Origin of the sequence: Pleurocapsa sp. PCC 7319, from assembly GCF_000332195.1 — a bacterium.
Lineage (GTDB): Bacteria > Cyanobacteriota > Cyanobacteriia > Cyanobacteriales > Xenococcaceae > Waterburya.
In genome coordinates, this window is sequence record NZ_KB235922.1 from 4,150,733 (window position 1) to 4,170,058 (window position 19,326).

The 19,326-nt window shown below is 38.6% G+C and carries 18 protein-coding genes and 1 pseudogene; 9 read left to right on the forward strand and 10 right to left on the reverse strand.

Annotated features, from left to right (window positions below; all coding sequences use genetic code 11):
• Window positions 1-69: 69 nt before the first annotated feature.
• Both PLEUR7319_RS0122920 and PLEUR7319_RS0122925 read left to right on the forward strand, forming a co-directional pair.
• On the forward strand, window positions 70-384 hold the full coding sequence (locus PLEUR7319_RS0122920) for a DUF2499 domain-containing protein (protein WP_019507574.1): 315 nt from the start codon (window positions 70-72) through the stop codon (window positions 382-384).
• An 18-nt stretch (window positions 385-402) separates the two neighbouring features.
• Window positions 403-693: a DUF3593 domain-containing protein gene (locus tag PLEUR7319_RS0122925; protein WP_019507575.1), complete on the forward strand. Its 291-nt coding sequence runs from the start codon at window positions 403-405 to the stop codon at window positions 691-693.
• Window positions 694-1,016: 323 nt separating this feature from the next.
• Here PLEUR7319_RS0122925 and prfB read toward each other — a convergent pair.
• The 7 genes from prfB to ahcY form a co-directional block, all read right to left on the reverse strand.
• Window positions 1,017-2,127, reverse strand: a protein-coding gene (gene prfB / locus PLEUR7319_RS0122930) for a peptide chain release factor 2 (protein WP_144054363.1) whose coding sequence is annotated in 2 segments (ribosomal slippage) — window positions 1,017-2,054 and window positions 2,056-2,127 — 1,110 coding nt in all. Because the reading frame shifts where the segments join, the coding sequence is not laid out codon by codon here.
• A 78-nt stretch (window positions 2,128-2,205) separates the two neighbouring features.
• Window positions 2,206-2,436: a regulatory protein SipA gene (sipA, locus tag PLEUR7319_RS0122935; protein ID WP_019507577.1), complete on the reverse strand. Its 231-nt coding sequence runs from the start codon at window positions 2,434-2,436 to the stop codon at window positions 2,206-2,208.
• 17 nt (window positions 2,437-2,453) lie between these two features.
• Window positions 2,454-3,140, reverse strand: coding sequence for a lecithin retinol acyltransferase family protein (locus tag PLEUR7319_RS0122940; RefSeq protein ID WP_019507578.1), 687 nt, complete (start codon window positions 3,138-3,140; stop codon window positions 2,454-2,456).
• Between the two features lie 20 nt (window positions 3,141-3,160).
• Entirely contained in the window at window positions 3,161-4,138 is a 978-nt protein-coding gene (locus PLEUR7319_RS0122945) for a GntR family transcriptional regulator (RefSeq protein ID WP_019507579.1), read from the reverse strand.
• Between the two features lie 103 nt (window positions 4,139-4,241).
• Entirely contained in the window at window positions 4,242-5,030 is a 789-nt protein-coding gene (locus PLEUR7319_RS0122950; protein WP_019507580.1) for an MgtC/SapB family protein, read from the reverse strand.
• A gap of 121 nt (window positions 5,031-5,151) precedes the next feature.
• Window positions 5,152-5,775 carry an exopolysaccharide biosynthesis protein gene (locus PLEUR7319_RS0122955; RefSeq protein WP_019507581.1) on the reverse strand — a complete coding sequence of 208 codons (624 nt, stop codon included), beginning with the start codon at window positions 5,773-5,775 and terminating at the stop codon, window positions 5,152-5,154.
• A gap of 290 nt (window positions 5,776-6,065) precedes the next feature.
• Window positions 6,066-7,469, reverse strand: coding sequence for an adenosylhomocysteinase (gene ahcY, locus PLEUR7319_RS0122960; protein ID WP_019507582.1), 1,404 nt, complete (start codon window positions 7,467-7,469; stop codon window positions 6,066-6,068).
• Window positions 7,470-7,810: 341 nt separating this feature from the next.
• Here ahcY and PLEUR7319_RS36455 point away from each other — a divergent pair.
• The 4 genes and pseudogenes from PLEUR7319_RS36455 to holA form a co-directional block, all read left to right on the forward strand.
• Window positions 7,811-8,417 (forward strand): annotated as a pseudogene (locus PLEUR7319_RS36455) (RNA-guided endonuclease InsQ/TnpB family protein); the annotation flags it as partial.
• Between the two features lie 212 nt (window positions 8,418-8,629).
• Window positions 8,630-9,874 (forward strand): hypothetical protein, encoded by a 1,245-nt coding sequence (locus tag PLEUR7319_RS0122970; RefSeq protein WP_019507584.1) that lies wholly within the window; start codon window positions 8,630-8,632, stop codon window positions 9,872-9,874.
• Between the two features lie 210 nt (window positions 9,875-10,084).
• Window positions 10,085-10,435, forward strand: coding sequence for a Rieske (2Fe-2S) protein (locus tag PLEUR7319_RS0122975; RefSeq protein WP_019507585.1), 351 nt, complete (start codon window positions 10,085-10,087; stop codon window positions 10,433-10,435).
• 474 nt (window positions 10,436-10,909) lie between these two features.
• Entirely contained in the window at window positions 10,910-11,893 is a 984-nt protein-coding gene (holA, locus tag PLEUR7319_RS0122985; protein ID WP_019507587.1) for a DNA polymerase III subunit delta, read from the forward strand.
• A 128-nt stretch (window positions 11,894-12,021) separates the two neighbouring features.
• On the opposite strand, the gene PLEUR7319_RS36460 is transcribed toward holA, so the two are convergent.
• Entirely contained in the window at window positions 12,022-13,245 is a 1,224-nt protein-coding gene (locus tag PLEUR7319_RS36460) for a lipopolysaccharide assembly protein LapB (protein ID WP_019507589.1), read from the reverse strand.
• A gap of 38 nt (window positions 13,246-13,283) precedes the next feature.
• Window positions 13,284-14,744 carry a DASH family cryptochrome gene (locus PLEUR7319_RS0123000; protein ID WP_019507590.1) on the reverse strand — a complete coding sequence of 487 codons (1,461 nt, stop codon included), beginning with the start codon at window positions 14,742-14,744 and terminating at the stop codon, window positions 13,284-13,286.
• A 134-nt stretch (window positions 14,745-14,878) separates the two neighbouring features.
• Here PLEUR7319_RS0123000 and PLEUR7319_RS0123005 point away from each other — a divergent pair, with 134 nt between their 5' ends.
• Window positions 14,879-15,490, forward strand: coding sequence for a DUF938 domain-containing protein (locus PLEUR7319_RS0123005; protein ID WP_019507591.1), 612 nt, complete (start codon window positions 14,879-14,881; stop codon window positions 15,488-15,490).
• A 32-nt stretch (window positions 15,491-15,522) separates the two neighbouring features.
• Window positions 15,523-16,299, forward strand: a complete 777-nt coding sequence (locus PLEUR7319_RS38455; RefSeq protein ID WP_051044461.1) for a response regulator transcription factor — start codon at window positions 15,523-15,525, stop codon at window positions 16,297-16,299.
• 170 nt (window positions 16,300-16,469) lie between these two features.
• Here the strand turns inward: PLEUR7319_RS38455 and PLEUR7319_RS0123015 are convergent, their stop codons facing one another.
• On the reverse strand, window positions 16,470-17,258 hold the full coding sequence (locus tag PLEUR7319_RS0123015) for a Crp/Fnr family transcriptional regulator (protein ID WP_019507593.1): 789 nt from the start codon (window positions 17,256-17,258) through the stop codon (window positions 16,470-16,472).
• A gap of 149 nt (window positions 17,259-17,407) precedes the next feature.
• Between PLEUR7319_RS0123015 and PLEUR7319_RS0123020 the strand changes: the two genes are divergently transcribed.
• Window positions 17,408-19,315: an SLC13 family permease gene (locus PLEUR7319_RS0123020; RefSeq protein WP_019507594.1), complete on the forward strand. Its 1,908-nt coding sequence runs from the start codon at window positions 17,408-17,410 to the stop codon at window positions 19,313-19,315.
• Window positions 19,316-19,326: the final 11 nt, after the last annotated feature.

A 19,326-nucleotide genomic window follows, 5' to 3' on the forward strand; every position in this document is an offset into this window, starting at 1 on the left:
TAACAAATATGCTAGTTGAATGTAAATTGGCTTAATCAGTAATCAGTAATCAGTAATCAGTAATCAGCTATGCACGCATTATCAATTCCGACTTGGATAGTTCATGTTTCTAGCGTTCTTGAGTGGGCGGTTGCTATCTTCTATATTTGGCAATATGGGAAAATTACTGGCGATCGCTCTTGGTACAATTTGTCTTTTGCCATGCTACCGGCTTTAGTTAGTGCTATGTGTGCCTGTACTTGGCATTTCTTCGATAATCTCCAGTCTTTAGAATGGTTAGTCACCATGCAAGCATCAATGACTGTGGTAGGCAACTTTACGGTTTGTATTGCTGCTTGGGGAATCTGGCGTAGCTCTAGAAATATTGAGATCGACTCTGATTAAGCTTGTATTAATTTTGCAATGAATAAAGAAAGTTTATTTGCCATTTCGTTATTTCCCTATCTCGGCTTTTTGTGGTTTATGACTCGTTCGGGGAAAACACCACGTCTAGCTTTGATTGGTTTCTATGTCCTCTTGATTTTTGTGGCTATAACCATTCCTGCGGGTATTTATGCCCAAGAACATTATGGCAAAAGCTTAGCTAATGTCGATTGGCTGCACGGGAGTGCAGAACTTTTTCTAACATTTTCTAACATTTTGGTGGTTTTAGGTTTTCGTCAGGCGATTATCAAGCTGAAAAAAACTGAATAATACACCTGATTTGATTTCTCACTGCTCTAAATGAAACAATGATTCGCTGCTATTAGCTATTAGCCATTAGCCATTAGCCATTAGCCATTAGCCAACCGTGACAAGTTAAGCTAATTTGCATTAAGTCAACTACTATATATAGTGTCTTATTTATTTTTTAGAACTATATGTAGATTCAAGGTTAGAGAACAATTCATAGTACAAAGAGACTATTTTAGTGACAAAACTCGTTACTCGTTACTCGTTACTCGTTACTCAAAACTAGTTGACAAACAACACACACCCTTAACTTGTCACCAATGGCCATTAGCCATTAGCTTGTATCAAACCAACTGATTTTCTTGTCGGAGATAGGCCTCAATAAAGGGGTTGAGATTGCCATCCATTACGTCGTTAACATCGGTGGTTTCGGTTTCTGTTCGCAAATCCTTAACCATTTGATAAGGATGAAAAACGTAATTACGGATCTGATTTCCCCAAGCAGCTTCTACCATGTCGCCCCGAATTTCAGCGATCTCTTTTGCTCGTTGTTCCTCGGCAATGATCAGTAATTTAGCTTTTAAAAGGGCTAAGGCTCGCTCTTTATTTTGTAACTGGGAACGCTCCTCTGTGCAACGCACAGCAATTTTAGTCGGTAAATGAGTAATTTGGACGGCAGTTTCTACCTTATTGACGTTTTGTCCCCCAGCACCACCAGAGCGTGATGTTTTGATTTCTAAATCTTTATCAGGAATTTCTAGATCTAGCTCTTCATCCCCTAGATTGGGCATAATTTCTACCCCAGCAAAGCTAGTTTGCCGTTTTCCGTTAGCGTTATAAGGAGAGATTCTAACTAGGCGGTGGGTTCCTTTCTCAGCTTTTAAATAGCCATAAGCATAACGCCCTTCGATTTCTAGGGTAGCGGATTTGATTCCTGCTTCATCCCCAGGAGAAGATTCTGCCAGACGGACTTTGTAACCTTGTTTTTCGCTCCACCGAGTATACATCCGCAATAGCATTTCTGCCCAATCTTGAGCATCTGTGCCCCCTGCACCAGCATTAATGGTTAAAACGGCTCCTTTGGTATCATAAGTGCCAGATAATAGCTGTTGTAATTCCCACAGCTCTAGTTCTTTTTCTAATTGCTCTAAGTTTGTTTGGGCTTCTGTTGCTAAAGCTTCATCTGATTCTAATTCCAGTAATTCGGCGATCGCTTTAGTATCTTCTAAAGTACTCTGCCATTGCTGATATTGTTCTAGGCTAGACTTAAGCTCATTCAATTCTTGCAAAACTTGCTGAGCTACGTCACGATTATCCCAGAAGTCGGGTTGAGCCGCACTTTGTTCTAAATCTTGAATTTTTGCAGTTATGGCAGGAGGGTCAAAGATATTCCTGAGTTTTACCCAGGCGTAGAGATACAGTTTCGATGTTTCGTTTTAATTCTGATACTTCCATTGAAGAACATTCTCAAATAACTTATTATTGGCTCTATTAATTATTGATTATTAACTATCAATGATCAATCAGTAATTACTAATTATTAATTAACTCAATGTATTGGCTTTCTAATAAAAAAGCTCCTTGAGTAAAGCGAATACCCCAATAACCACCAGGGCGACGCTCCATTACTACTCCTGTTTCCCCTACAGTCAAAAGATTGGGGGAGCGTAGCATAGGCATGGGTTCAGCAGTCTTAATATAAGCAGGTAAGGCGACTATTTTGACCTGATCGCCTACTTTGATTTTTTTCTGTTCCTGGTTCATGGTTCAAAAAGTCAATTTCAAAAAGTCAATTCTTGTTGATTGCGCACAATATTTTCGGTCATTTCCGCTAATTCACTCAGTTCTATCTCCAATTTGCTGGCTTGTTTTTCAAAGTGTAGCTTTTTAGCGATCGCTGCTCGGGCTAAATCTTCGCGTTCTTTAATCAAAGCTTGTTTTGCTACTCGATCCCATACTTGGACTTCGTTGATCGCCTGTTGATATTCTGGCTGTACCCGATCCCAAACTGATTTAATATCCGTCAGGGCTTCGGCTAACAACTGCTGAGCATTACGGCTGTCTTTGCCTTGCAGTGCCTGTTTAATTGGTTTATATAGTTTTGAAGCATCAAGGGTATGAATCAGGGGTAAAAAATCTTTGACCTGTTGACTTTCGCTGACTCCTGTTTTACACCAGCTAACAAAATGTTCGCAGTTATTAAATAGTAAATTATATTTGCGCTCTCCTAGTCGACTTTCTGCTCTTTCTACTACTACATGAGGAATAAAGCCAAATCCATCGCCATATTCGGCAACATATACAGGATTTCCCCTACTAAACGTTGCTAGGGATGTCCTTTCGATGGTTTCGCTGGGCTTGCGATAATGGATTACTGTACCGTCACCACAATCAATACCGTGATGTTGATACAGTCCATCTAGCTCCCATAAATTTCGATATACGTAAATGCGATCGCCTTTCGCCATTGGATATTTGCTTAAATGATTTATTTATTGCTGAGTCCTAATTCTCTTTTTAGTAAATTAATTGACTTCTCGGCAATGTAGCTATCAGTACGAATTACATCGGGAATCCGAATTAAATCCTCTCGCATAGCGATAATCTCAGATTTAACGAGATCGTAACTAGCAAAGCCAGCAATCAGTGTATGAGCCGCCCGAATAACTGCTTTAAGGCGTTCGCGATCGCTCACAGCAGAAGTTAAGACTAGTAAATCGTCTCCTCTTTGGCTGTTAACTATACTAGAAGCAATACTCAAAGTTCCCTCACTAAGGCTAACTATACCCAGACAAGCTTGGGATGGAAGGGTCTTAATGATCTCTAATTCCTTATTGTAGTCGTACATATCAATGGGAATAACTCGAAAAGAATTGGGGGGGACAATTGCCAACACCTCTTGAATAAAATAACGATTAGTTACCAAAGTACCAAAGTTAATTTTTTCCAGAATTTGTGGTAATTCCTCTAATTCAATTAATTCAATGTCGATTGACAATGAATCCCTCAGCTCCTGCTGCATGATTTCTCCCGCGCTGATGTCTCTTTGGGGAACAGTAACAATAACGCGATCGCAACAACTAATACGCCAGTCTATTTCTTCCAGAACAATATCTTTGAACTGAGCTAAAGTGCAACCTAACTCTAAAGCCCGATCGATACTTTCTTTGATCACATTGACTGAGGCAATTACAGGGGAGTCAGAATTGAGAGTATTTTCTCGTTCGTGAGTTTTGACATAAATTCCCGAACCAGCAACTGATTCTACTAGCCCGCTTTCTTCTAATTGCTGATAAACTTTACTGATGGTGTTGCGGTGAAGACCTGTAATCATCGCTAATTGCCTGGTACTGGGTAAACGATGAGCAGGAGGATATTGTCCAGAAGCGATCGCAAATTGAAGTTGAGCAAATAATTGCTTAGATGCTGGTACGTCACTATCTGACTGGATTTGAAAATTCAGCATTGGAAAATAAGCGAACGAAAGGACTGACTTTTATTGGCGCTATTGTATGCGGAAAATAAGTGTTTTCTAAGGAATTAATAATCTTTTGTAAAAAAGAAGACAACTATTTTTTATAACCTACTTCTAAATCTATTGAACCGCTATGCTCTGGAGACACTTGCTGACGGAAAAATTCTTCAATAGAATCTTTCTCAACTTTAGATGAGGAGCTAAAAATGAACAGGATTTTTGATTTGGCAAAATTCTTTTTTTCAATGATGATGTTATATTTTTGTGTTTTGAGAGCATTACGATATTGTTCAACTGATTCCCAAAACAATTTTTTCTCTAGCCCCGTAATTTCAATTTGATAAATAGTTCTGCGCTCTAAAAAATAAATTAAAATCCACCCTACCAAGGTGGAAACCCCGGCAATGTAAAGCATCTTTAGACCACAACAGAGACCAATCAGAGCGACTAAAATCAAACGTCCAGTTTGGTTAGATCCCCCAGCATTTGTCCTAAAGCGCATCAATCCTCCAAGACCAAAAAAGATAAATCCTAGTTCAGGACCATAATCAGCCACAGTAGCACCAACAAGAGAACCAATCATGGCATAGAATAAGAAAGTTTTAGGTGCTTCAATCTCATCAATGTTCTCCTTTTTACCAAAGGTTTGAGGATGGAAAGCAATAATCATACCAAAAACTATTGCCATGATCAGAGAAATTACATATCCACTCAATTGATTCAAGCCCATGTAGCTTTCGACAAAGCTGTCCATCATAGATGATGTATTGGTACCTGGAAAAGCATTTTGAGTAACAACATTGTCTTGACTAAGTACAATTCTTCCGTAGAGAGTTAAGGAAAATATGACTAAAAAGTAGCTAATTCTAGTAAAAATACGCATTAAAGTAATTAGTTTTGGTTTAAATTTATTTATTTTCTTAAAGCTTATGGCTCTAAGCTTCTTAATTAACTTTTTGCGTAGTAGCTTAAAGCTTATGGCTTATGGCTGGGGCGAAGCCCCTTTATCTGGCTAGCTGCTCTTTAATTACATCAATTAAGTTGGAGCCACCCCAAACTACAGCAATTAAAATTGAGGTGGAAACTGCTGCCCCCAAAGCGCAGATAATTAGACCCAGTAAACTAATTGCCCCGTCATCCTCTACTAAACCAAAACCAGTTACAAAAATTCCGATCGCGGGTAAGGTGTTTGTCCCAGGAATGACAATCATCATGGAAATCGACATTAAGGCGATCGCACTACCCAGCACTACTCTTCCTGGCAAACTAGTACAGATCGAGCTAAAACGGGGTTGAGTTAGAGCTTCAATTCTCTGTAGCCAAGGAATTCCTTTTTTGACAACTCCTTGCACTTTCTCTAAAGGCATCGAACCATTCATGATTTTAGCGGGTAGCCAGGGGCGATCGCGACCTATAATTAGCTGTATAGCCAAGAAAAACATAGCAACTCCGAAAGGAACAGAGTAACCAGGAGCAGGGATTGGCAAAGCAGAAGGTAGAGCTAAAATTACAAATAAAAATCCGAATACTCTTTCCCCCGCTAGAGTTAGAATATCTGCTAAAGTAACCTTTTGACCTCTAGATTCTTCAAAAAAATAACGGTTAAGTTCGATAGAAAGTTTTGCCATTTAGAATTTTAAAAAATAATTTATTAAACCAAAATAAAATAAAAAGGTGAGCAATGCCCACCTTTGATTTAGAACTTAAATTTTAGACATGGTTTAGCTATTTCAATTTACCTAAACCAGTTGTTATCTTTTAGGCGTTGCTGATTTGAAGTATGAAACCGAAAAGTAATCTGTTCGTAGCTCTTAGCTTTTAGCTCTTAGCTCTTAGCTTTTTAATTAATCTGCTTAGTCATTAAAGTTTAAAATCATACCTCGATCCAGCAACGCCGTTATCTTTTAAGTTGCATTTTTTAGTACTTGTATGCTTCAGGTTTAAAGGGACCGTTTACTGGTACATTAATGTATTTAGCCTGTTCTTCAGTTAATTCAGTAATCACGCCGCCAAATCCTGCAACCATATAACGAGCTACTTCTTCATCTAAATGTTTGGGTAGCACTTCAACTGTAATAGCAGCAGCTTTTTCCTCTGGAGATTTATCAGCAAACTTACGTTCAAATAAAAACATTTGAGCTAGTACTTGGTTAGCAAAAGATCCATCCATAATTCTGGAGGGGTGTCCAGTGGCATTCCCTAAATTGACTAGACGACCTTCAGACAATAGCAGTAAGAAATCTTGAGGATCATTACTACGATAAACTTGATGCACCTGAGGTTTAACTTCTTCCCAACGCCATTCCCGACGCATAAAGGCAGTATCGATCTCATTATCAAAGTGACCGATATTACAAACCACAGCACCTGGTTTTAGGTGAGTCAACATATTAGCGTCGCAGACATTGAAGTTACCAGTTGCGGTTACAACCATATCAAGTGATGCGAGTAATTCTTTGTTGATGCTGTTGACCGAACCGTCATTTTTGCCATCAATGTAAGGAGAAACTAGTTCATAACCATCCATACAAGCTTGCATAGCGCAAATGGGGTCAACCTCGGCAACTTTAACGATCATGCCTTCTTGACGGAGAGAAGCCACAGAACCTTTACCAACATCACCATAGCCAATTACCAAGGCTTTTTTACCAGCCATTAAGTGATCTAGACCACGTTTGATCGCGTCATTCAAACTATGACGACATCCGTACTTGTTATCATTTTTGGCTTTGGTGACAGAATCATTAACATTGATCGCTGGAACTTTTAGTTCTCCCTTTTCCAGCATTTCCCAGAGACGGTGAACTCCAGTAGTAGTTTCTTCTGTGACACCATGAATTCGGTTTAGCATTTCAGGATACTTTTCATGGATATGACCAGTTAAATCACCACCATCATCCAAAATCATATTGGCATCCCACAAGTCTCCTTCCCCATCACGGCAAGTTTGCTCAATACACCAAATGTATTCTTCTTCTGTCTCGCCTTTCCAGGCAAATACAGGTATTCCCGCAGCAGCAATGGCAGCAGCAGCATGATCTTGTGTCGAAAAGATGTTACAAGAAGACCAACGAACTTCAGCACCTAATTCACATAGGGTTTCAATTAAAACCGCTGTTTGTATTGTCATGTGAATGCAGCCAATGATCTTTGCACCCTGCAACGGTTTACTATCTCGGTATTTAGCCCGAATTGTCATTAATGCTGGCATTTCACCTTCGGCAATAGATATTTCTTTGCGCCCCCAATCTGCCAGAGAAATGTCGGCTACTTTATAGTCTTGAATATTCTTTTTTTCCTTGGTAATCACTTGTGTAGTCATAGATTCTTTGTTAACTAGAGTACTATTTGTAAAGTATTTACTTCGTCAGTTTTGCCAGAGTCAAATTAGGTAAATGCTAACCTAAGCAACCATAATCAGCAGATTAAAAATAACTGGGTCTTAACTTCCTAACATATTAATTCAGTCATATGCTACTTTGCCTGCTGCAAAGAATTTGACAGATACAAACGTAGTTTTCGCTACTCTAGTAATAATTTAGATACTAGAAATATGAGAAATGAACTATCTTAGGCTAGAGAAATTTCTCATGTAATATAGCACAGTTATCAAGGAAAGCTAGATTTCAGAACTTGAAGATTTACCTAGATGATAGGAAGAACTATACCGACAATCGAGGTAACAAGGTTGAAAATCCTCGTCATCTGAGAAAATCGGAAAAAGCTCTTAAACGTCTGCAAAGACGGGTTAGTCGCAAGGTTAAAGGCTCTAATAAGCGCAAAAAAGCAATTAATAAACTGGGAAGAAAGCACTTGAAAGTCTCGCGCCAGCGTAAAGATTTTGCCGTGAAGTTGGCAAGATGCGTAGTCAAATCTAACGATTTGGTGGTGTTTGAGAAACTGACGGTGCCTAATATGGTCAAGAATCGTCGTCTTGCCAAAAGCATTTCCTGCGCTGCATGGAGACAATTCTTTGAATGGTTGGAATACTATGGACAAGTTTTTGGCAAAATTGTCATTGCTGTTCCACCTCAGTACACCAGTCAAGAGTGCAGTTCTTGTCATCGAATTGTTAAAAAGTCTTTGTCTGAAAGAACCCATGCTTGCGAGTGTGGCTGTATTCTCGATAGAGACGAAAATGCCAGCCGTAATTTGTTGGCAAAAGGATTGGAATATTTGAGTAGGGGGGGGCACTCCCGAATTAACGCCCAAGGACATTTGAACCTCTGTCAAATAAGTGAAAGCGAGCTTTGATAAGTTTGGTGGTTGAGTTGGGAACCCCACACTGTACCGCAAGCGGTCAGTGTTGGGAGGATGTCAGAAATTCATAATAGGCGTAAAACATATCAATTACCTATAAAGCTTAAAGTTTTGACGACTTTAGCTTAAAGTTTTGATGATTCTAAGCTTAGAGTACTTTACTTATTCTCCTAGGTGAAGGTAAGAAACTTAGCAGTAGGTTAAAAAGTTTGGGTTTAAGATATGACTACAATACCCCGTCTAATTGCTTATTCCAATGAGTTTTTTCTTGGTAATGACTTGAGCCTTTTCGCTCCCGATAATAACATCAGCGGTGATTTTGATAGACTAACTACCCCTCCATCTGCGCGTTTCAGAGGCAGTAATGATGTCATTAAGGCGAAGGCTAGAAATACTAATATCATTGCTGGGGATGCAAGAGAAGCTCAGGCACTAGATGATAATAGTTTGGAAATTAAGGGTGGCAATGACCGGATTAAGTCCTTGGCAGATGATGGCAGTAACTTTATTCAGGGTGATCTAAATAGAGCAGAAGCCTCAGGAGGAGGTAGAGTTACCATCAAAGGTGGCAACGATAAAATTATTGCCGTATCCAACTCTACTTTTTTTCCCAACGGTGAGCCGGTTCTTCAGCCTCCTTTCCCGACGCCAAGCGCTGCCAATGTCGTTACCGGCGATTTAGGTTTCGCTCAAGTATCCGGTGCAGGTAGCAGCGTCAACACCTGGGGTGGCAACGACCACATCAAGGCAGTCGCTAAGAATGGGGGAAATGTCATCGCTGGTGATGTGGGTGCAGCTGTAGCATTTAGTGGTGCTAGGGTAAACATTCGGAGTGGGCGTGATGTCATCAACTCCTTTTCCGTCGGTGAAAGCGAGCTAGCTGGGGATGTGGGTACTGCTATAGCGCTAAATAGCATAATTACCATCGAAAGTGACAACGATCGCATCATCAGCCAAGGAAGTGGCAACGATCAAATATCGGGAGACATTCTCCAAGCATTTGGTAATGTAACCGTAACTGCTTATGGAAATGATTACATTGTTGCAGGAGGCGGCAATGACCAAGTCTTCGGTGACTATGATCCAGCCATGGTCAATGATGCTGCGGCTACTAGTGGCGGCAATGATGTTCTCGTGGGAGTCGATCTTAGAGCAAGTATGCCTGGAACACTCGAAGTAGATGTACTGTGGGGTAACGGTGGTGAAGATACTTTTGTCTTAGGCGATCGCCACAACTTCTTTTACCTAGGACATGGTATTAGTGACTTAGCATTTATTAAAGACTTTGGCGACCAAGAGGATCAAGACTGGATTCAGCTCAAATGGGGTGGCGGTTCCAATGGCTTCAAAAGCTACTCTTTTGACCAAGATGGTAACGATACTAAGATTTCTTTCCAAGGAGATTTAATTGCAGTTGTAGAGGGAGCCACAATGAGTGAGGTAGAAAATAGAATCGTCTGGGCATAGATAATCTGCTAATTTTCTTGCTGAACTTGTTAAACGAGAAGTATTGATTGGAGACCCCCACTTATAGCGATCGCATAGTTGCGATCGCTATAATACATTTTTTAACTAAAAAAATTTACCAGTTCTAAATTATTGAATAATTAATGGGGACATCTGAGTTTTTCAGAAGTTCGGAATAAAACATTTTTTGAGGATTGAGGAGAATTTGATATGGCTTGGACGAAAGCATTGTCAGCCGAAGAATTAACACCTGGGACGAGACAGGTTGTTAAGTTAGATCAGAAAGCACTATTACTCTTAAATGAATCTGGCAATATTTATGCAATTGATAGTATTTGCCCCCATTTAAAACTACCTCTCAAAAAAGGTAAGATTACCCCTGATGGTTCTATTGTCTGTCCTTGGCATCGTAGTGAATTTGATCTAGAAACTGGCAATGTTAAAAACTGGTGTCCTTTTCCCCCTGTTGTAGGTAACGTACTAGGCAAAATTTCAACAGAGAAAACTTTAGGAATTTTTCCGACTCGGATTGAAGATGGACAAATTTTAGTGGATCTATAAAAATCACTTACAAAAGGGTGTTGTTAAGATTGCACCCTCATAAAATTTATTTTTCTTCTATTTTTGGCTGTCCCTAGTAATCATGGCATCCTCAATATTTATAGAATTAGATGATTCTTCCTGTTTTTGAATAGAATTAGATGCTTGAATAATCAAAAGCCCAATTATAAAACAAAATAATAAATCGACAAACGTTTTATTTATGCCCTGCATTTTTAAATCTTGTATTATATTTGCCCAATAAACATAACTCCAAAATAATACTTAATTTATCCTCATAACCTAAAATTTTTGGGAACTTTATATAACCAAGAGAAAATTAAATAATACATCAAGTAATAATCTCAATACGAATTTTATATTGTTTACATTTTGTTATAAATACTGATACTAACTCTATAATCAAACTGCCTTTTCATAATCAATAATTAAAACAAGAATCAAAAGGTAAAAGTTTGTGGAGATTAAGAAATTATGCCTATCTATTTATATTGGGGAGAAGATGATTTTGCGATCGCCCAAGCTGTAGAAAAACTACAAACTAAAGTTCTCGATCCAAGTTGGCTGCAGTTTAATTATCATAAGCTTTCTGCCGACCAACCTGAAGCAATTTTTGCTGGTCTAAATCAAGCTTTGACCCCCGTATTCGGTATGGGAGAAAGATTGGTCTGGCTAGAAAATATAACTATATGCCATCAGAAGCCATCAGCAGAAATTCTGGCAGAATTAGAACGCACCTTAAAGATAATTCCTGAGACATCTCACTTACTGTTAACTACCAATAAAAAAATTGATAGCAGACTAAATTCAACCAAACAAATCAAAAAATATGCTCAAGTTCAAGACTTTAGTTTAATACCTCCTTGGAAAACTGATTTAATTACGGCTCAAGTAAGAAAAGGGGCTCAAGAAATTCAGCTTAAATTAACACCAAAAGCACTCACTTTACTAGCAGAATCGGTAGGCAATGACACTAGACAATTATGGAATGAATTAGAAAAATTAAAAATCTACTCAAGTGATTCTGAGCAAGCACTAGATGAAAATACAGTAGCTAACTTAGTTCTTTGTAATACCCAAAATAGTCTACAGTTAGCAGCCGCCATTAAAGATGGTGAAACAGATAAAGCCTTAGGGTTAGTTACTGATTTAATTAACCGCAATGAACCCGCATTAAAGATAGTTGCCACCTTAGTAGGGCAATTTCGGACATGGACAATAGTTAAATTAATGGAAGAAGCTGGAGAACGAGACAATAAGGCGATCGCTTCTACTGCCGGCATCAATAATCCTAACCGTCTTTATTTTATTCGCCAAGAAATTCACCAAACAAGATCCCAACAGTTGTTATCGACACTGCCATTGTTATTAGACCTTGAATATAGGCTCAAAAGAGGAGCAGAAGTGTTGGGAATATTGCAAACTAAAATTATTGAACTTTGCTTAGTATTTCAATAGCTCCATAGGCTGCCCAAAAATCAGTGTAAGAGATCGCACACTGGCGATAGGCTGGAGGTAAAGAATTCCATAGTTTTCTGGCTGCCTTCTCGTCGCGATTGTGCTCCGCTTTAATTCGCCAACAGTATCTATTGAACGGTGGAATTAATTTGATTATTAAAATATTCAACTTTATAATCCAAAGGTTTTGCTAACTCTAAACCAGCTTGGAAATACAGTTTCGCCTTAGCTTTTTGATTTAAATTGAAATATATCTTGCCCAGAGTGTCATAAGTATTAACCAAACCATAATAGTTATAAGTTTGTTGTTGAACCTCGATTAACTCGGCGTAAGTCGCGATTGCATCATCTGTGCGCTTAGTTTGTTGATATAGTTCCCCTAGTCTAGTTAAAGCATCGCTAGCTATTGCTAATTTTTGCGTTTGGGATGCCATTGTAAAAACCCGATCATAAGCTTTGATAGCTTTATCTGGTTGATTTAAAGTTTCATAATTCTGGGCGATCGCCATTTCTAAAGCCGGTATTTTATTTAATTGTTGAGCAGCAGAATATTGCTTGAGCAAACGTTTTCTCGTCGTAATTGCTTTATTCGTTTGCTCGGTGCGATCGTAAATATCAATTAAAGTGCTGAGATAGAATTTTTGTTTATTGCTTAGTTTAGTTTTTTGTTCGTCAAAAGTATCAACAGTTGATAACTCTTGGTAAATTTTGGCAGCTTGTTGATAGTCAAATCTAGCCAAATAGAGTTTTCCCAGAGTCTCTAAATTTTTTTGTTCTGCAATCGAACTATTTGTTTTTCTATTATTAGTTAATATTTGCTGATAAATAGCTATAGCCCGATCTAAATATCCAACTTCTTGATAGGCTTGAGCAAACTGATTTAGTAAAGCAGTAGTTAGTGGTTTTTTAGCGGTTATTTCCTCTTGAATTGTAATCAAACGTTTGGCAATATTACGGACATCTGCACCACGATTCTCTTGCCAAGCGATCGCACCAATTTTTCCCAAAGCTTTGATTTCTGCGCTCGTATCAAGAGCACGAGTAAGTCTTAACTGTCGATACCACAGTTTAAAAGCCTGATCGGTATTACCCTGAGCTAATTCTGCTGTTGCAGTCTGATTAAGATCAATTATGGTTTTTTCAATCCGATATTTTTCAAAAGATGTCAATTCTCTTTGACCATAACCAGGAGGAATCAAAGGATCGGATTTGATAGTTTCTAAAGGATTAACTAGATCAGTCTGAGCTTGGGCTATTGTCTGAACAGAAACAAAATTACTAATTCCCAAAAAGCACGTCAATAATAATATTTTCCAATTATTATTATTGAGTATTAAAAGTTGTTCGCTCATGTAGTTTATTTATTGGAGTACTCTTAGTGAAAAATTAGCTATTCCATAGCACTTTGATAAATTTTTTCGTTAGCTTTGACTGATTTAAAAAAGTCTACTATGGGGCGTGGATAGTCTACACCTAATCTGACTCCATATTGCTGTTGTTCTTCTGTGGTTAATTTCCCTGGTTCCCGAGCTAAAGCACCAGGAAGTGCTGCTAATTCTGGTAGCCAGTGTTTAATATAATTTCCCTTGGGGTCGTAATCTTTGGTTTGTTTAGGAATATTAAAGTAGCGAAAACCCCGTGCATCATTGCCAACTCCGGCAGTATAATTCCAATTTCCCCAATTACTACACACATCATAATCAATCAGGAGAGATTCAAACCATTCTGCACCCATTTGCCAATTTATACCCAGGTTTTTTGTGAGGAAACTAGCAACATTTTGTCTACCACGATTAGACATAAAACCTGTGGCAGCTAATTCTTGCATATTGGCGTCAATTAAGGGATAACCAGTTTTGCCTTCTCGCCAAAGATCGAAGCGTTTCCAATCTTCTTTCCAGGGAATTGCTTTTCCTTGTAATCCTTCAATTTTAAATACCTTGTTACCGTGTTTTGCCACTATGAAACGAAAAAAATCACGCCAGATAAGCTCGAAAATTAACCAGTAGGTTGAATTGTTTTTCACCCTTTCAGTCTCATATTGAATTACTCGATCATTGATATATCGTGGAGAAATACAGCCTAACGCTAACCAGGGAGAAAACTTAGACGAATAGTTTGCCCCCAACATTCCGTTGCGGGTTTCCTTATATTCCCGAAGACAGTCTTCTTGCCAAAAGTAATTCTGTAATCTTTTAAGAGCTTCGCTTTCGCCACCTTTAAAATTTAAGACTGCTCGCTCGTCAAATTGTGGAGTCTCAAGACCCAATTCCTCTAAAGTTGGGATTTTTCCTGGATCTATTTCTGGTAAAGAAGTTAGTTCTTTCGGTGCGGGAATAGCTTCTTCAATAGCAGATTTTTTTTCAACTTGCTTCCGAAAATTAGTATATAGTTCTGGTATTTGACTAATTTCAAAGGGTAAATCTGCCAACAAATACAAGGTTGCTTCCCAAAAGCTTTTCGTTTTGATGTTATGAGCAGATAATGCTTTTGTAACTTCTTTCTCTACCTGTTTTTCTTCGCTAGTAACTTCTTGACTGTAATAGACTTGGTCAACTTTTAACTGTTCGGCGATCGCGGGAATGATTTTTGCTGGTAAACCCTGACGTACAATCAAATTACTCCCTAATTTCTGTAGAGAGGCACGCAGATCGGCTACACTTTCAACTAAAAATTGTGCGCGAAACTTGCCTGTTTTCGGAAAACCAAAAGAAGTTGTCTCAAACTGACGCGGATCGAAACAATATACGGGAATAATCTCTGCTTTTTGCCCCAGAGCTTCATAAATAGCTTCGCGATCATGAACTCGTAAATCATTACGATACCAAATTAAAATACGTTGTTGCGTCATGCTAAGATTTACAGTTTTTTAACATAAAGTTTGCAATATCTAGGTGATTCTTAAGTAATAGACACAAAAGACATACTTCGCTCTATATTTAATATAGGATAGATAATCCTTGAGTTTTCTTTCTTGAGCAATTTATGAGGGATGCCAGACAATACGCTCCTGCTACTCAACGTAATCGCGAACCAATCTTAGAAATATTAACCAAAATTTTACCTGCCAAAAGCAATGTTTTAGAAATTGCTAGTGGTACTGGAGAACACGCTGTTTTTTTTGCCTCTCAGTTACAATCTTGTCATTGGATTCCATCGGATAATAATCCTTTAGCTTGTGAAAGCATTATCGCTTGGAAAAATTTTGTTGGTGTAGATAATTTGGATACGCCTTTAAAAATCGATGTAACGAAAGATGATTGGATAGACCAATTAGCAACGTACAAGATTGATGCGATCGTCAACATTAACATGATTCATATTGCTCCCTGGCAAGCTTGTTTGAGTTTAATGAATGGAGCCGGGCAAATATTGCCCCCGGGAGGTATTCTTTATCTGTATGGACCTTATAAACGTGATGGGGAACATACTGCTCCTAGCAATGCTAATTTTGATCGTTCACTACGCGATCGCAATGATCAATGGGGTGTGAGGGATCTAGAAGCGGTAATTGAAGTTGCAGCCACAGCTAAATTAAGACTACAACAAGTTATTGAGATGCCTGCCAATAATTTATCAGTAATTTTTAGCCGCTAAATAAACAATTTTTAGACAAACTAAATTGTAAGATGATCCAAGTTTTCCTCGTAGACGATCAATATTTGATGTTGGAAGGTATTAAGGCAATCTTAAAAAGTGAGCCAGGAATTAATGTAATTGGTACTGCTTACGATGGACAAAGAGCGATTACTCAAATTGAAAAATTACAACCAGATGTTGTCTTGATTGATATTGAAATGCCTAAAATGAACGGTATCACGGCAACTAAGTATATCTGTAAGTATTTGCCCAATACTAAAGTAATTGTGCTTACAGGTCACAAATATTGTAATTATATTAGCCAAGCTCTACAAGCAGGTGCTTCAAGTTATTTGTTAAAAGATAGTTTAGCTGACGATCTCAAGCAAGCGATATATTCGATTAGTAGAGGTTATTCTTATATTGAAGCTCATTTATTAACTCAAGCAATAAATAAAATAAAAGCCAAAAACATTATTAACCCTCGTAAGAAGACTACTTATATCAAAAAGTATCGCAAGAATATCTATACTTCCTCGATTTCTTTGCCACATAAGCAACACCCTGTATTGAAAGCTTCAACAAATAAGGGTTATCGCTGGAAAAAAAACAAGTTTGGTATTAGTAAAGCCAGTCTCGCACCTATATTAGAACCATCAACCTTAGAGCACATAGAGGGAAATGATTATTCTCAATATTTACACCGTCGACCAAACTTGATTCAAGAACCAAAATCATTCAATAATCATCTCAAATTTGTGAAAAGGCTGACCTGGCTGCTGATTGCGATCGCCAGTACTATCTTATCTGTGATTATTTTTTCCTAAATTTTCCCAAAACTGATTATTTTCCTCGGGTGAGCGAAATTTACGGTGGCCAAAATTTTAATTGCCGTTACTCGTTACTTAAAGCGTCTCTATTATTTAACTCCACACCTTTTTTCGTTCACCCATTTTCCTCCCAGCTTCGAGTCACTGAAAATAAGCAATTATCATATTTAACGTAAAGGCCACCAAGATACTTTATCCCTAGTCGCTCCATAAACCGCTTTCATTTCTTCAGGATTGAGCACTTGAACTAAATCACTGTGAGTAGCTTTATCAGACTTTAATAATCCGATTTTAGTCATACCTTTGAGAACTTGTTCGACCGTACGATGATTTAATTGGCAAGCTTTAGCAATCACCTCTACAGGTAAATCAAATACAAAAACACCATCGCCCTGAGGTTGATTCCCTAATTCCCTCTCCTGATAAATTAAAGCTCTTAATAATGCTGCTACAGCTTGGGGTGGATAAGTACTGCAATTTAGCAAATGATATTGAAACTTTTCTTGCAATTCAAACATCAACCCATATCGCTGTCGAAATATTGACGATTCTTGATGTAGTATTTTAACTACTTCTAAAGGGATTTTAACTACGTCTGCGGTTTTATAAGCTTCTACTAAACTTGGGAAAGCACGAGAAACTTTGCCAAAACTTAAAGCTAAGTTTTGCATACCAAAACAACTTCCAACGTAAGTTATAGCAATTATTCGATCCAATGGTGTACTACGCACAACAATTGGTCCTCCATGAATTACAACATAGAGATATTCCAAAGAAGTATCGGTGCGAAATGCGGTGTAAATTGGTCGACTAGAGTACAATTTTTCTCGAATCATTTGCTCGGGAGCAATATATTTAGTTAACCAAGATGACATTAACCCCCTAAATAAAAAATTATTTTGAGTCAAATACTCGATCAAATCTAAGTTTTCCGTTTCTTCTGTTGACTTACTCACTTTTATTATCCATACTGTATCAACTAGCTAAAACTATCTAAACTATCTGAGATTTACTTAAGGTTAAATTTCGATTGAATTAGAAAACATTTGAAATTTATTCATGTTACACTTTACTCTAATTTATTTTTGTTGAGGAAATATCCAGCATGGAAGCTCGACGAATCTCCCACCGTATTTTCGCGCCGAAAACTTGGAAACATTGGCTCTTGCTGACGTTTATGGGTTTGATTGCCTCCATTGGAATCGCTCTACTATCATATGTTGCTACTTCTCCTAGTTTTGCTCTTTCCTGGCAGGCATGGGTAGCAATATTCGTTGCCATCAGTGTTTTTTTATTCAACGCTCTGACAACTCTCTCCACAGAAATTATCTTTTTGGGTGGTGCGGCAGTCTTATTTGTAAGTGGTATTTTAAACGAACAAGATGCTTTTGCCGGTTTTAGTAATTCAGGGATGATCACCGTAGCCGTACTCTACATTGTGGTTACTGGTTTATCCCAAACTGGAGGTTTAAACTGGATCTCTCAACGAGTATTGGGACTTCCTCAAGGTCATAACGCAGCTCTCTTGCGCTTGATGACTCCTGTCATGGGAATGAGTGCTTTTTTAAACAACACTCCTGTAGTGGCGATGTTCATTCCCATAGTAACTGACTGGTCGCGTAAACTGCGGATTAGCCCTTCTAAGTTAATGATTCCTCTGAGCTATGCAGCGATTTTCGGGGGCATGTGTACTTTAATTGGTACAAGTACTAATTTAGTAGTTAACGGTTTATTAATCTCCACTACAAATTTACCAGGCTTAAAGTTATTCGATCTGGCGGTGGTAGGTTTGCCTTGTGCGATCGCCGGGAGCATATATTTGTTTCTGACTCATCGCTGGTTACTACCGAGTCGTAAGCCTGTAATTAGCGAAGCCGACGATGTCCGCCAGTACACGGTAGAAATGATGGTTTCGCAAGATAGTCCCCTGACAGGAGATAGTATTGAAGCGGCAGGTTTACGTCATTTACCAGGATTGTACTTAGTAGAAATTGTCCGCGATCAAATGATTATCCCGGCTGTTAGTCCCAAGGAAGTTCTACGAGATGGCGATCGCCTGGTATTTATTGGCATGATTGATTCGATTGTGGATTTAAATCGTCTTAGGGGTTTACAACCGGCTACTGACGAAGTATTTAAGCTCGATACCCCACGCTCTGAACGTTGTCTAATTGAAGCAGTAGTGTCTAACACCTCTGCCATGGTGGGCAAAACAATTCGCGAAGGAAAATTTAGAACCCAATATAATGCCGTGGTATTGGCGGTTGCTCGTAACGGAGAGCGATTACCAGGCAAAATTGGTAGTATTCGTCTCCAGCCTGGCGATACCTTATTACTGGAAGCTAATGCTAATTTCCTATCTCAGCAACGTATCTCTAGAGATTTTTATTTAGTTAATGGTATCCCTGATTCTGAACCACTACGCCATGAAAAAGCACCTTTAGCGATCGCTATTTTAGGAGCGATGGTCTTTTTGGCAACTATTGGCTGGATGACTATGCTTAAGGCAGCAGTATTAGCATCGGTGGTGATGTTATTGACGGGTTGTTGTTCTTCTGTTAGAGCCTTACGTAATATTGAGTGGTCAGTATTATTGGTGATTGGGGCAGCTTTGAGTATTGGTAAAGCTCTAGAATCGACAGGAGCAGCAGGAGCGATCGCCTCAAGTTTAATTGACTTTTCAGGAAACAATCCTTGGCTGGCGTTGGCGATTATTTATGGATTGACTAACCTCTTGACAGAAACCATTACTAATAATGCTGCTGCTGCACTGGTATTTCCGATTGCCCTGGCTTTATCTCAAGATCTAGATGTCAGCTTTATGCCTTTTGTAATTGCCATGATGATTGGTGCATCGGCTAGTTTCTCTACTCCCATTGGCTATCAGACTAACTTGATGGTCTATGGACCAGGAGGTTATCGGTTTACTGACTTTATGCGAGTTGGCATCCCGCTCAATCTTCTATTTTGGCTAATTACGATTGGTCTAACTCCCATATTTTTTCCTTTTTAGCAACATCCTAG